The sequence below is a fragment of the Paenarthrobacter sp. TA1.8 genome, assembly GCF_048595705.1.
GTDB classification, from domain to species: Bacteria; Actinomycetota; Actinomycetes; order Actinomycetales; family Micrococcaceae; genus Arthrobacter; species Arthrobacter nitroguajacolicus.
The window spans coordinates 3,972,781-3,985,618 of record NZ_CP184287.1 but is presented as its reverse complement, the minus strand read 5'-3'; the positions used below and the strand labels follow the sequence as shown (position 1 = coordinate 3,985,618).

The window sequence follows — 12,838 nt, the reverse complement described above, 5'->3', positions numbered from 1 at the left end:
ATAGAGTGGAACAACAAAGCGACGCAATGGAGAATACCGTGACTGCGCTGGAACCGTCCCCGGACGCAACAACCGGGGAAAACGAACCTGCCACCAAGCAGATCCCGCCCGCGGCTGTGGCCCGGATGACTCTCTATTTGCGCGCGCTCAACTCTCTCTTGGCCGAAGGTGTGGAACGCGTTTCCTCGGAAGCGTTGGCGGAGGCATCAGGCGTCAGTTCATCCACGCTCCGCAAAGACCTCTCCTACGTCGGCTCGTACGGGACCCGGGGCGTTGGCTATGAAGTCCAGTACTTGAGCCGGCACATAGCCGCCGCACTCGGCCTGACCCACGACTGGAAGGTCGCGATTGTGGGTGCCGGTAACCTCGGCAAAGCCCTTGCGCGGTATGGCGGCTTCGAGTCCCGGGGCTTCGACGTTGTGGCCATCTTTGACGCGGACCCCATGGTGATCGGCAACGAAGTGGGCTGGTTGCGGGTGAGTGATTCGGCCGAGCTGGAGCGCGTCCTGGAACGGACCCATACCAACATGGTGGTGCTGGCGTTGCCTGCGACCGTGGCCCAGGCTGTCTGCGACCGCGTCATTGCTGCCGGAATCCGGAGCATCCTGAGCTTCGCCCCGGTGCTCCTGCAGGTCCCCCCGCACGTCAACCTCCGCAAGGTGGATATGGCAACCGAACTCCAGATCTTGGCCTACCACGCACAACGGGCGCAGACACCGGGCCAGGCTGTTTAGCCTTTTCCGGGTCCGCGCCCGCGTTTAATGCTTGGAAACGTGAGGGTTTAGCGACCGTAGGGGTTCTGGTACGGGTTTCCGAAAGGCTGGGCCTTACGGAAGTACGGAGCCGACGCCGGCAGGTACAGCATGACGATCGCTGCAACGCCCAGCAGGATCACGATGAGCTGCATGATGCCGTAGGTTGCGCCGAACTGGAACAGTCCGGTGAGGCCTAGAACAGAGATGGCAGCGAACACGGTGCCCAGGATCCGGGCCCAGTTCTTGCCCTTCCGGACGGGGAAGGCGACCAGCGCGTAAAGTCCCAATGAGAAGATGGCACCGACAATGGCGCCCACTGCGATAGCACCGCGCATCCCCTCAATTGATTCCGCGGGGAACTCAGTGCCCTGCTGTGCGGCCTGCTGGTTCATCACGTTGATGAAGGAATCGGCTCCGGTGGTGGCCAGGAGCAGTGAGCTGATGGCAGACAGGATGCCGGCCGCAATGATCATCCAGAACGCGTAGTTCACCATTGGAGGGATGGTGGTGGGACCGGGCTGCTGGCTCGGCCAGTTGTTTCCCTGGCCATACTGCGGAGCTCCGGGAGCCTGACCATACGGGGAAGACTGCTGCCCGTACTGGGGTGCGGCGGGGGACTGCTGCCCGTACTGGGGTGCGGCGGGGGACTGCTGCCCGTACTGCGGCGCGGCGGGCTGACCGTACTGGGGTGCCGGAGGCTGCGGCGCGGAAGGCTGGGCGCCGTGCTGCTCGGGCTTGTTGTCGTCGCCCGGATTTGAGGGCGGGTACGGAGGGTTGCTCATGGCATTCCTTTGCTTGTTCGACTGCTGGTGCGGCCGCCGGGATCAGCAAAATGACCCTGCCCCCAGCGTGGTTCTGGTACCACCGTACCTCCAGCGTCCGACACTGCAGATGATCACACGCAGGTATTTCAAGCTCAATGGAAAAATCATCATCTCGGCTTACGCCTTCATGATGAAGGCCGCGGGATCCGAAAGGATCTGACCGCGGCCTTCAGTCTCGCTCTACCGCCGATATCGCACGACGACGGCAGTTGAGTCAGTGCTAAGCGTGGCCCTTCACAGTCTTGAACCAGAGCTGCGCATTGGGCAGCCACATCAAGACAACGGCGACTGCGCTCACCAGGAAACCGAACCAGTTGCCGCCCAGGCCCATCCCGGAGCCGCCACCATTTACCGCTCCGAAAATGGCCAGTAGCAAGGAAACGCCGGCCAGGATGGTCAAGGCGAGGCGTGCCCACTCTTTACCTTCCTTCATCTTCATGGCCAGGATCACTTGGGCGGCGGCGACCGCCAAAGTGAGCAGGAGGAGGATCATGGCGATGGCGGCGAATGCCGGAGCGAACGCGAAGGCAGCGATCACGGCAAAGAAAGCGATGAGGCCAAACAGCAGGCCCAGGAGTCCCGAGATCACCCAAATGAAGTAGGAAACTTTCAGCTCCGTCGGCAGGCCCTGGGTTTTGAACATTCCCGAGAAGCCGCCTTGAGGCATGACGTCGTTGAAGCTACGCGGTCCGTCAGTGGGCATTTCGAAGTGGAAACCGGACTGTCCGGGGGCAGGCTGGCCTGGTCCGGGCTGTGAGTATTGCCCCGGTTGCGACGGCGGCTGGTAGCCCTGCGGGGGTTGGTAACCCTGGGGCGGTTGGTAGCCCTGCGGAGGCTGGTGACCCGCAGGAGGAACATTGCCGGGCTGCGGAGGCTGGGAGCCGGGCTGCTGTGGCTGTGGTGTTTCGTCTGGGGTACTCATGGCATCACTTTAGACCGCAGGTTGAAGGATGCATAGGAAATTCGGAGCTAACGCGCAGCTAAATACAGGCTGTTTGCCGAACAATTGCGGGGTGACTTCCCTTTACGCGAAACGGCGCCCCTCACAGCGTGAACTGTGCAGGGCGCCGTTTGCTGAGGCGTGCGGGCTACGCCGCAGCCGGTGCAATGAAGGCGAGCTCGAGGTTGATGACTACCTTGTCGCTGACCAGGACGCCGCCGGCTTCGAGGACGGCGTTCCACGTGAGGCCGAAGTCCTTGCGGCTGATGGTGGTTTCGCCGGAAACGCCGGCGCGGGTGTTGCCGAACGGATCCACGGCCACACCGTTGAATTCGGTCTCGATGGAAACTTCCTTGGTCACGCCCTTGATTGTGAGATCGCCCACGAGGTCAAAGCTGTTGCCGTTGGCCTTGACGTGGCGGGACACGAAGGTGATTTCCGGGAACTTCTCCACATCGAAGAAGTCTTCGCCCTTGACGTGGCCGTCGCGGTTGACGTCTCCGGAGTCGAAGCTGGCGGTCTGGATGGTGGCGGTGACCTTGGAATCGGTCAGCGTTTCGCCAACTTCCAGGGTGGCAGCAGCATCCTTGAACTGGCCGCGGACCTTGCTGATGCCTGCGTGGCGGACGGTGAAGCCGATCTCGCTGTGGGAGGCGTCGAGGGCCCAGGTGCCGGTGGTGACGGAAGCGGGGAGAGTCATCATGGTGTTGCTCCTATATCGAGTGGTAGGTACTGCTTGCTTGCCTGGTCGAGCTCATTGCTTGAAGCGTCAACCGAGCTTCGTATCCAGTATAAACATGCATATGCATCTTTTATTCCAACTCCGTGGAACATTTCGGGAAAACTTTGAGTTCTACTAGCGGTAGAAGATTTCGGATCGCCCCGCTTCTTTGAGAAACTGGTAAACATGCCCCAAGCAACTGTCCATCTGCTTCGCCATGGCGAGGTCCACAATCCCGACGCCGTCCTCTATGGCCGGCTGCCGGAATTCCACCTCTCCGAACGTGGCCGGGAGATGGCTCGGATGCTGGCGGACCACTTCACGGCCCGCGTCAACCAGGGCGCCAAGATTGTTCATTTGGTAGCCTCGCCGCTCACGCGCGCCCAGGAAACGGCCATGCCCACGGCCGAGGCACTGAACCTGGAGATCACCACCGAGCCGCGCATTATCGAAGCAGAGAACCACTTCGAGGGACTCCACCCCACCAAGAGCGAGTTCCTGAAGCCCAAGCACTGGATCTACTTCCGGAATCCGTTGCGCCCTTCATGGGGTGAGCCCTACAAGGAGCAGGCAGCCCGCGTGCTGGCCGCGGTTGAAGACGCACGTGTGAAGGCCATCGAACTTGGCGGCGACGGCGCCGAAGCCATTCTGGTCAGCCACCAACTTCCCATTTGGTCCACCCGGTTGACTGCCGAGGGCCGCCGCCTGGCGCATGATCCCCGTAAGCGCGAATGCACCCTCACGTCGTTGACGTCCCTAACACTCGACGACGACGGCAAGATCGTGCGCGTTGAGTACACCGAGCCCGCTGCCGTCCTGCTTCCCGGCGCGGCGAGCACCCCGGGAGCGTAGAAGCATGGACAACAATCTTTCGCGCCGCGGAGTGCTGACCGCCGGTGGTGTCCTCCTCGCAGGACTGACCATGGGCCTGTCCGCGTGTGCTCAGGAAGACTCCCTGGCCAAGCAAGCCAAGGCAGGCGACAACAAGAACTACGTGGCAGGTGATGGTTCGGTGACGGAGTTCGCCAAGGCGGACCGTGCCGCACCCGTCGCGCTCAAAGGCACTCTCTTTAACGGACAGACGGTAAAGCCGGAGGATCTGCTGGGCAAAGTCACTGTCCTGAACTTCTGGTTTGCCGCGTGCGCTCCGTGCCGCATCGAAGCCCCCCAGCTTGAAGCCCTGCACTTGGACTTCAAAGATCAGGGCGTACAGTTCTTCGGCGTCAACCTGCGCGACGAACAAGCCACCGCCGAGGCCTTCGACAAGACCTTCAACATCACCTACCCGAGCTTCAATGACAAGGATGGGGCAGTGCTGCTGTCCGTGTCCGGCATTGTGCCTCCGGGTGCAGTTCCCACAACGTTGGTCCTGGACAAGGAGGGCAAGGTTGCCTCACGCGTCCTCGGCGAGATCGAGAAGAGCACCCTGAAAGCCCTCATCACCTCTGCAGTGGCCGAGTAGCACCCATGAACAGTCCTTTTGCCGAGACGATCCTCAACGGATCACTGCTGCTGGCTGTGCCAGTGGCACTGCTGGCCGGGCTGGTCTCGTTCCTTTCGCCATGCGTGTTGCCGCTGGTCCCGGGGTACCTTGGCTACGTCACGGGACTGACCGGCGTCGACCTCCAAAAGCAGCGGCGGGGCCGCATGCTGGCCGGCATCGGGTTGTTCGTCCTGGGCTTTTCGGTGATTTTCGTTCTGCTGGGCGGCGCCTTCGGGCAGCTGGGTACGTTGCTGACCGGTCCCCAAAACGCCTGGATCACGCAGCTGTTGGGCATCCTGGTGATCATCATGGGTGTGGTGTTCATGGGCGGCTTCGGCTGGTTGCAGCGTGATGCCAAGATCCACGCAAAACCTCCGGCGGGCTTGTGGGGCGCGCCCCTGCTGGGACTGACGTTCGGGCTGGGCTGGGCGCCCTGCATTGGTCCGACGTACTCCGCGGTACAGTTGCTGAGCTTGTCCGGCGGTTCATCGGCGGCCAAGGGCGCCCTCCTGGCGTTCGTTTACAGCCTTGGCCTTGGCATTCCGTTTCTCCTTATTGCCTTGGCCGTGCGCCGGGGCATGGGAGTGATGTCCTTCTTCCGCAAGCACCGGCTGGCCATCCAGCGGATCGGCGGAGGCATCCTGATTTTGCTCGGCATCCTGATGGCCACCGGTGTGTGGGGAACCTGGGTGACCGAGTTGCAGTACTGGTTCCAAAACGATGTGAAGTTGCCAATCTGATGAGCGAGTCCGTGAAAGCCAAGAAGAAGTCACCAGCCGCTGAAAACACAGCGGACGGAAAACTCCAGCAGGCCAAGTCCGAGGCAGCCCTGCCCGCGCTGGGTTTCAAGGGCATGCTCCGGTGGTCCTGGACCCAGCTGACCAGCATGCGCACGGCCCTCTTCCTGCTCCTCCTGCTTGCCGTTGGCGCTGTGCCGGGTTCCCTGTTCCCGCAGCGGCCGGCCAATCCTTCAGTGGTCACGCAGTACATCAAGGACAACCCTTCCTACGGCGAGCTTCTCGACGCCCTGCAGCTCTACGACGTCTACTCGTCGGCCTGGTTCTCGGCCATCTACATCCTGCTGTTCATCTCGTTGATCGGCTGCGTCACTCCGCGTGCCATCGCCCATTACAAGGCCATGAAGTCGCAGCCGCCGCGCACCCCCAAACGCCTTTCGCGCCTGCCGGAATACGGCACTCTGGCCTTGCCCGCCGACGCCGGGATCCCGGCGTCGAAAGCCATCAACGATGCCGCCGGGCTGCTGAAGAAACGCGGCTATCGGGTGGAGGTCAGGGATGTCGACGGCGCCCTGCCGTCCTTGGGTGCCGAGCGCGGCTTCCTGAAGGAAGTGGGCAACCTGGTGTTCCACACCTCCTTGATCGGGGTGCTGGTGTCCGTGGCCATTGGTGGCTTGTACGGGTACAGCGGCCAGCGGATCCTGGTGGAAGGCGATACCTTCGTCAACACCCTGGTGGGCTACGACCAATTCACGCCGGGCACCAACTTCCAGAGCAGTTCGCTCCAGCCGTACTCGATGCAACTGGACAAGTTCGAGGCCAGGTTCGACCGCGAATCGCCGGGCAAAGCCGGCCAGCCCATCGACTACACCGCCGAAGTGACCACCAAGGAAACCCCGGACTCTCCGGGCAAGAAGGAAACCCTCAAGGTCAACGACCCCGTTTCCCTCGGGAATACCAGCCTCTACCTGACCGGAAACGGCTATGCACCCCTGATCACGGTCCGGGACGGTGAGGGCAACGTCGCTTTCCAAGGTCCCGTAACTGCCAAGGTCCAGGGCGACAACTACTACTCCTCAGTGGTCATCAAGGTCCCGGACGCCAAGCCGGAACAGCTGGGCTTTGTTGGCTTCTTCCTGCCCACGGCCTTCGTCACCGAGGACGGAATTTCCTTCAGCGGCGCCCCCGAACTCATCAACCCGCAGCTGAGCCTGAACTCGTTCTACGGTGACCTCGGCCTGGACAAGGGTGTGCCCCAAAACGTGTTCGAGCTGGACGTCAAGGACCTCCAGCAGCTCAACGGACGCGACCTCCCTGCCGGCGGTATCACCCTGAGTCCGGGTGCCACAGTCAACCTGCCCGAAGGCAAGGGGAGCATCACGTTCGATGGCGTGAAGAAGTACATCGGGGTGGACATCCACCACAACCCCGGCCAGCTCTATGCGCTGATCTTCGGTTTCCTCGCAGTCGCAGGCCTGGTCATGTCGCTGTACATCAACCGCCGCCGCGTCTGGGTTCGCACCGGAACCCACGCGGACGGCCGCACCATGGTGGAGTACGGCCTGCTGGCGCGCGGTGAAGACCACCGATTGGCCGGCGAAGCCGCAGCACTCCGCGAGATCTTTGCCCGGGAATGGAACATCCCCGAGGCGCCGGACACGGCTACAACAACAGCAGGATCCTCCTCAACCTCGAAGGACCAGTAATGCCCGTCATCAACGAAACCCTGGGCCAGTACAGCGAGCTGTTCATGCTGTTGGCCGCCGGCACGTATACCGTGGCGTTCATCGCCTTTGCCTGGGACCTGGCGAAGAGCAGCAAGATGCTCCGCGCCGTGGACCTGAAGGCCGCGGCCAGCACCGCCGGCGAGAAGGTCACGGTTTCTGCAGGCCGCGTCGCGGCAGGCTTGGGAGGTCCCGACGCCGGTGGGCCGGCTGGACGTGCCGAGCGTCCGACGTCGGGCCTCACCGTTGAGGGCGGCACCGCCGCCGGCGACATGAAGTATGCGGGCGAACGCCGCGCGCCTGCCCGCGTGGCCGTTGCGCTGACGGTGTTGGGTGTGCTGATCCACGGCGCCGGTGTGGTTACCCGTGCATTTGGTGCAGGCCGCGTGCCGTGGGGAAACATGTACGAGTTCCTCACCACGGGTGCTTTCGTTGCCGTAGCTGTCTTCCTGGTAGTTCTCATCCGCAGGGATCTGCGCTTCCTGGGCACGTTCGTGATCGGCCTGGCCATCATCATGCTGGTTGCTGCTTCGGCTGCTTTCTGGACTCCGGTTGGGCACCTGGTTCCGGCGCTGCAAAGCTACTGGTTGATCATTCACGTCTCCATCGCCGTGCTCTCCTCTGCATTGTTCACACTGACGTTCGCCATGTCGGTGCTGCAGTTGCTGCAGTCCTACCGTCAGAAGAACCTTGCTGCCGGCCGCAAAGACAACCTGGGCTTCATGCGCCTGGTTCCCAACGCGCTGAGCCTGGAGAATCTCTCCTACCGCATCAATGCCATCGCCTTCATCGGTTGGACGTTCACCCTCATGTTCGGGGCGATCTGGGCTGAAAAGGCCTGGGGCCGCTTCTGGGGCTGGGATCCCAAGGAAGTCTGGACCTTCGTGATCTGGGTGGTCTATGCGGGCTACCTGCACGCCCGGGCCACCCGTGGTTGGACCGGAACCCGTGCAGCGTGGTTGTCGATCGTTGGCTACGCCTGCGTCATCATCAACTTCACACTCGTGAATACAGTTTTCAACGGCCTGCATTCCTACTCCGGGCTCTAAGCTCCGTAACCCCATGACCGGGACCCCCACCTGAGCAGGGGCTTCGCTCCTGTGTGCGTATAGCGGTCTTGGAATATGACAAATTGGTGTAGCAACCATGACAACTTGGTGTTGCTACGAAGCCTTTTGCCCGTCCGGGGCAGGTGCTAACTTGTTCAGAACCCGCTTGTGATGCAGCCCGCTAGCGTCGCGCCGTGTTCTCTTCGAGGTAACCATGAGCTATGTTCTCGCCATTGACGTCGGGACGAGTTTTACCGCCGCAGCCCTTGTCAAGCCTGGCCAAGGCCCCATTCCAGCCCCGGAGATTCTGTCGTTGGGCTTGCACGGCAGTGCCGTGCCATCCGTCTTGTTCTATGCGGATGATGGCCGTGTCCTGGTAGGTGAAGCGGCCGAACGCCGTGGCTTGGACGACCCCCGGCGCATGGTGCGGGAATTCAAGCGCCGGATAGGTGATTCCGTTCCCTTGGCTGTCGGGGATAGTTGGCTGGCCCCCGAGGACGTGTATGCCCGAATGGCCCGTTGGGTGGTGGACAGGGCCGAAGAACGCGAGGGCAGCGCGCCGTCGTCGATCATCATGACGCACCCCGCAGCGTGGGGGCAGCACCGCACCTCACTGGTCCTTGCAGCGCTCAACGTGGCCGGTCTGCAGGACATCACCCTGATCAGCGAGCCGGAAGCGGCAGCCCTGCACTATGCCTCCCAAACCCGGGTGGAAGACGGCAGCATCGTCGCGGTGTACGACCTCGGCGGCGGCACTTTCGACACCGCCGTGCTCCGCAAAGCCAGCGCCGGTAACTTTGAACTATTGGGCCGTCCCGATGGTATTGAGACCCTTGGCGGCGCCGATTTCGACGCCGCCGTCCTGCGTCATGTGATGGGTCACCTTGGCGAGGGCGCGGCCTTGGATGCGAGCTCTCCTGAGACTTTGGCGGCCCTCTCACGGTTACGGCGCGAATGCCGCGAGGCCAAGGAAGCACTTTCCCTGGACAGCGAAGCCAGCGTGGCCGTATCCCTACCCGGCACCCAGCTGTCCGTGCGGCTGGTCCGTTCGGAATTCGAGGCAATGATCGAGGCCCCTGTCCGGGATACGGTGGACGCCCTCCAACGCAGCCTGCGGAGCATCAACCTTGAAGCGCAGGACTTGAGCGCAGTGCTGCTCATCGGCGGATCGTCCCGGATTCCACTCGTGGCAGAGCTGATTTCCGTGGAACTGGACCGTCCGATCGCCGTCGACGCCGATCCCAAGTCATCCATCTGCCTTGGCGCCGCCGTGGCTGGCCTGCGCCCCAGCGGTTCAAGTGCAGTGGATGCCGCGTCAACCGCTTCAGCTCTGGCCTCCGCGGCTGAGGAATCAAGTGCCGCGGATAAAAGTGCGGCCGCTGCATTGGGGAGGCCGCACGTCCCGGACAGGGCTCCGGCTTTCAACCACCTCAAAGCTGCGTCGGCCAAGCCAGGCCGCCACGCCCTGCGGCCCCGCGTTCGCATGGCCGCAGCAGCCGCTGCCGCCGCAACGGTGCTGACCATCGCGACTGCCACCGCGGCACAGAGCCCCGAAGGCACCGGACTGCTGGCGACCGTATTCGGTAACCAGGCGGCCGACGTCATGCGCGACGGCGGTGCGCAGGCGGCCGGCGCGGCCCAAGCATCCGGCGCTGGCGCTGGCTCGACCCCCGTCATCGGGGGACCCGCGGCTGGACTCGAAGCCAGCGCCAAGACCGGCGTCACGAGGGCCGGGTCCAACGGACGGGCTCCGGCCCGGCAGAATGCAACGAACCCGGGTACGGCTAACGCGGGGACAGGCGCCGCGGCCAATGGTTCGGGCAACACGGCCGGGTCGGGTGCCGTCGGCACCTCCTCCGGTACAGCAGCCGGCGGGACGGGAGGCACCACCACGCCTGCTGCCCCCGGAACGGGAACTTCCACTCCGGGTACTCAGGCTCCGGGCACTCAGACTCCGCCTCCGGCTATTACGCCGCCAACCACCCCTGAACCTGATCCCACAGGGGGTGCCGCGAGCGGACCAACGCCTCCTCCCGCAACAACAACACCACCACCGGTAACCACGGACCCAACAACTCCGCCGGTAGTGGAACCAACAACGCCGCCCGTCACTCCTACGGACCCGGGCACCCCACCGCCGCCACCGCCGTCGCCGGAACCAACGGTGCCGCAGCCCGAGCCCACGGTGGTCCAGGACCCACCGGCGTCGCCGGACCCGGTACTGCCCCAAGAGACCACCCCGCCGGCCGTCCCTGACCCCCTACCAACCGACACCAGCCCTACTCCGGATCCAGCGCTGCTATCGGCGGTCTGACCCATGACGGGACACGACCATAAGCCCGGGCACTTCCGCCCCGGCGCAGAGGATCACCCCATCAACCAAGCTATCGACACCCCGGGCGCAGATGACACCATGCGCGCAGATCTGGCGCCCATGCTGACGGGCGGGACTGCCCCTGTCCGCGAGCTGCTTCTGGCCCTGTCCGTGGGGTTCTCCCTTCCATCGCCCCTTCCTGACAGCCTGGGTGGCGCTGACAGCCTGGGTGGCGCTGACGGCCTGGGCCACCCCGGCGGCTTGGACTCGATCATTGCCGCTGCCAAGGACACCGGCTTGCTTTTGCCGGATGGGACTGTGGTGGGTACTGCACGGTACGCCCTGCTGAAAGGAACTCCCACTGCCCGCATCAGGGCGATGCAAAGGGAACTGGTGGACAAGACTCTCCACGAGGGCCGGGCCTTAGGGGATTTGGCCCGTGAGCTGGCGAGGAGTGGCTTTCAGGACCCCCATGTGGTGGCTGAGCTCGAACGGTCTGCTGACGAGGCCTTGGAATCTGACCCACGTTTGGCCGCCGAGCTGTACGCGGAAGCCCTCATGGCCGGGGGAGACGAGGTTGCCAAGGCCGCGAGACGTGCAAAGGCTACAGCGGCAACCGGTGACCTGGACACCGCCGGCAGGATCGTGGACCGCCTCCTGGCAGTGCCTGAAGCGCCCGACCTTCGGCTGGGAGTGGACGTGGCCGCGGCCGTCTGGGCCCAGCGTGGAATGCTTGCCCGGAGCGCAGATACGTACAACTGGCTGGGGTCGGACAGGATCGATGCCTCGGCCCCGCTCGCTGCGGTGGCCATGATCGGTTCGGGAAACCCGTTGGGTGCCGAGGAGCTTCTGGCAGCTGCTCCGCCGAGCGGTTCGCCCACGCTCCTGGCTGTGGCGTTGTCACTGACCCAGCAAGGGCTCCGACAAACCTTGGGACCTGCACCGGAACTGGCGCTGGCCGAGCTCATCAGGGCTTCCGACATGATGAACGCGGCGGGAACATCCATCCCGTTGCCGGAAACGCCCGGTGCCCTGGCCGCCTTATGCGCCCTCCACAGCGGGGAGCCGGCGGTGGCGGACACTGTGCTCAAGGCAGCGCTGGCTGCGGGCCAAGGCGGCGACGCAGCCCGTCCACGGCTGTTTCTGTTGCGTGCCTGGTCCTCGATGCAGCAGGACAACGCAGATGACGCACGCCTGGCCATCAACGAGGCCGTCAAAGCCAATCACTGGTCCCTCGCGCCACGGGACGAGTTCTTGTTGTCGGCCTTGGAAGTAGGCCTTGCCCGGCGGGGCAGCGACGCACACGAGCTTGTGCTGGCCTGGGACAGGGCCCGCGAAACCATGATGCACGTATCGGTGGATCTCTACAGCCTTCTGCCATGGGGCGAACTGATGATCACGGCTGCGCGACTGCGGGAATCAAGGAGGGTTTCGCACTATCTGGAAGGCGCTTGGGATTTGCTGGCGAAGCTGGGCAATCCGTCGTTATGGTCGGTGCCGTTGCACTGGGCGGCGGTGCAGGCGGCCTTGCTGAGCGAAGATCCCGCAGGGCTTGCACCGCACGCGGCAGCACTGGTGCGGGCATCGGAGCGCAGCCATCTGGCGTCAGTGCTCGCCGCTGGCGGTAAGGCCTGGGTCTCGGTCCTGGCCAGCCGCTTTGAGGCGTCCGACGTTGAAACAGCGGCCCGCGGGTTGGCCGCCGTCGGCATGCCATGGGAGGGCGCCCGCCTGGCCGGCCATGCCGCTGCGCATGCGGATGAACGACGTGACATGGTGAAACTGCTGGCGTGCGCCAGGGACATCCACCCGCAGGGTGCGGCGCCGTCGGCCGGGGTTTCAGAGCGGCAGGTGGATGCTCGCACTGCCGTTCCTGCTCATCCCGTCATGGACAACGGGGGTGGCCCCGGAGCTCCTGACTCCTCCGGGCTCAGCGCCAGGGAGCGTGAAGTGGGTCGACTCATTCTGGAGGGCAAGACCTACCGGGAAATCGGCGAAGCCATCTACATTTCACCCCGCACGGCGGAGCACCACGTGGCACGCATGCGACGACGCCTGGGGGCCGAAAACCGTTCCGAACTCCTGGTCCGCCTGCGGTTGGCATTGGGGGAGGGGCACCCGCCTCCATAAGCGGTAACCCCCTCCATCCCCTAACGGAAAACCACACCATCCCCTAACGGTGCGGGAAGCGGTAGGGGGACCACACCCGATGCCCGGTGGCCAGCCCCGGCAATACGTTGAATGCAAGCCCGGCAAAGGCGCCGGGCGAATCCTTTTCCATCACAGAATTTGAG

At 63.8% G+C, this 12,838-nt stretch carries 12 protein-coding genes; 9 read left to right on the top strand and 3 right to left on the bottom strand.

What is annotated here, in order from left to right; translation table 11 throughout:
- Positions 1-26: 26 nt before the first annotated feature.
- Positions 27-734, top strand: coding sequence for a redox-sensing transcriptional repressor Rex (locus tag ACNAOT_RS18560; RefSeq protein WP_091470485.1), 708 nt, complete (start codon positions 27-29; stop codon positions 732-734).
- A 47-nt stretch (positions 735-781) separates the two neighbouring features.
- Here the strand turns inward: ACNAOT_RS18560 and ACNAOT_RS18555 are convergent, their stop codons facing one another.
- Positions 782-1,537: a hypothetical protein gene (locus ACNAOT_RS18555; RefSeq protein WP_420178919.1), complete on the bottom strand. Its 756-nt coding sequence runs from the start codon at positions 1,535-1,537 to the stop codon at positions 782-784.
- Between ACNAOT_RS18555 and ACNAOT_RS18550 the strand changes: the two genes are divergently transcribed.
- The gene (locus ACNAOT_RS18550; RefSeq protein WP_420178918.1) at positions 1,536-1,739 is read left to right on the top strand and encodes a hypothetical protein; all 204 of its coding nucleotides are present in this window, start codon (positions 1,536-1,538) and stop codon (positions 1,737-1,739) included. The two genes, ACNAOT_RS18555 and ACNAOT_RS18550, sit on opposite strands and share 2 nt — an antisense overlap.
- A gap of 60 nt (positions 1,740-1,799) precedes the next feature.
- On the opposite strand, the gene ACNAOT_RS18545 is transcribed toward ACNAOT_RS18550, so the two are convergent.
- Both ACNAOT_RS18545 and ACNAOT_RS18540 read right to left on the bottom strand, forming a co-directional pair.
- A complete protein-coding gene (locus tag ACNAOT_RS18545; protein WP_166660331.1) occupies positions 1,800-2,501 on the bottom strand; it encodes a hypothetical protein in 702 nt (233 codons plus the stop codon).
- 166 nt (positions 2,502-2,667) lie between these two features.
- On the bottom strand, positions 2,668-3,219 hold the full coding sequence (locus ACNAOT_RS18540; RefSeq protein ID WP_054809213.1) for a YceI family protein: 552 nt from the start codon (positions 3,217-3,219) through the stop codon (positions 2,668-2,670).
- Between the two features lie 207 nt (positions 3,220-3,426).
- Between ACNAOT_RS18540 and ACNAOT_RS18535 the strand changes: the two genes are divergently transcribed.
- The 7 genes from ACNAOT_RS18535 (at position 3,427) to ACNAOT_RS18505 (ending at position 12,674) form a co-directional block, all read left to right on the top strand.
- The gene (locus ACNAOT_RS18535) at positions 3,427-4,092 is read left to right on the top strand and encodes a histidine phosphatase family protein (protein WP_178995153.1); all 666 of its coding nucleotides are present in this window, start codon (positions 3,427-3,429) and stop codon (positions 4,090-4,092) included.
- A gap of 4 nt (positions 4,093-4,096) precedes the next feature.
- On the top strand, positions 4,097-4,702 hold the full coding sequence (locus ACNAOT_RS18530; protein ID WP_091470491.1) for a TlpA family protein disulfide reductase: 606 nt from the start codon (positions 4,097-4,099) through the stop codon (positions 4,700-4,702).
- Positions 4,703-4,707: 5 nt separating this feature from the next.
- Positions 4,708-5,463 (top strand): cytochrome c biogenesis CcdA family protein, encoded by a 756-nt coding sequence (locus ACNAOT_RS18525; RefSeq protein ID WP_014922639.1) that lies wholly within the window; start codon positions 4,708-4,710, stop codon positions 5,461-5,463.
- A complete protein-coding gene (resB, locus tag ACNAOT_RS18520; RefSeq protein WP_420178917.1) occupies positions 5,463-7,166 on the top strand; it encodes a cytochrome c biogenesis protein ResB in 1,704 nt (567 codons plus the stop codon). Before ACNAOT_RS18525 ends, resB begins: the two co-directional genes overlap by 1 nt.
- Complete coding sequence (gene ccsB, locus ACNAOT_RS18515) at positions 7,166-8,233, top strand: c-type cytochrome biogenesis protein CcsB (RefSeq protein ID WP_178995149.1); 1,068 nt, start codon at positions 7,166-7,168, stop codon at positions 8,231-8,233. Before resB ends, ccsB begins: the two co-directional genes overlap by 1 nt.
- Positions 8,234-8,447: 214 nt before the next feature.
- On the top strand, positions 8,448-10,547 hold the full coding sequence (locus tag ACNAOT_RS18510; protein WP_420178916.1) for an Hsp70 family protein: 2,100 nt from the start codon (positions 8,448-8,450) through the stop codon (positions 10,545-10,547).
- 3 nt (positions 10,548-10,550) lie between these two features.
- The gene (locus ACNAOT_RS18505) at positions 10,551-12,674 is read left to right on the top strand and encodes a LuxR C-terminal-related transcriptional regulator (RefSeq protein ID WP_420178915.1); all 2,124 of its coding nucleotides are present in this window, start codon (positions 10,551-10,553) and stop codon (positions 12,672-12,674) included.
- The last annotated feature ends 164 nt before the right edge of the window (positions 12,675-12,838 follow it).

Coding starts and splice junctions, on each gene's coding strand:
- ACNAOT_RS18560 (WP_091470485.1), top strand. CDS start 27: ATGGAGAATACCGTGACTGCGCTGGAACCGTCCCCGGACGCAACAACC.
- ACNAOT_RS18550 (WP_420178918.1), top strand. CDS start 1,536: ATGGCATTCCTTTGCTTGTTCGACTGCTGGTGCGGCCGCCGGGATCAG.
- ACNAOT_RS18555 (WP_420178919.1), bottom strand. CDS start 1,537: ATGAGCAACCCTCCGTACCCGCCCTCAAATCCGGGCGACGACAACAAG.
- ACNAOT_RS18545 (WP_166660331.1), bottom strand. CDS start 2,501: ATGAGTACCCCAGACGAAACACCACAGCCACAGCAGCCCGGCTCCCAG.
- ACNAOT_RS18540 (WP_054809213.1), bottom strand. CDS start 3,219: ATGACTCTCCCCGCTTCCGTCACCACCGGCACCTGGGCCCTCGACGCC.
- ACNAOT_RS18535 (WP_178995153.1), top strand. CDS start 3,427: ATGCCCCAAGCAACTGTCCATCTGCTTCGCCATGGCGAGGTCCACAAT.
- ACNAOT_RS18530 (WP_091470491.1), top strand. CDS start 4,097: ATGGACAACAATCTTTCGCGCCGCGGAGTGCTGACCGCCGGTGGTGTC.
- ACNAOT_RS18525 (WP_014922639.1), top strand. CDS start 4,708: ATGAACAGTCCTTTTGCCGAGACGATCCTCAACGGATCACTGCTGCTG.
- resB (WP_420178917.1), top strand. CDS start 5,463: ATGAGCGAGTCCGTGAAAGCCAAGAAGAAGTCACCAGCCGCTGAAAAC.
- ccsB (WP_178995149.1), top strand. CDS start 7,166: ATGCCCGTCATCAACGAAACCCTGGGCCAGTACAGCGAGCTGTTCATG.
- ACNAOT_RS18510 (WP_420178916.1), top strand. CDS start 8,448: ATGAGCTATGTTCTCGCCATTGACGTCGGGACGAGTTTTACCGCCGCA.
- ACNAOT_RS18505 (WP_420178915.1), top strand. CDS start 10,551: ATGACGGGACACGACCATAAGCCCGGGCACTTCCGCCCCGGCGCAGAG.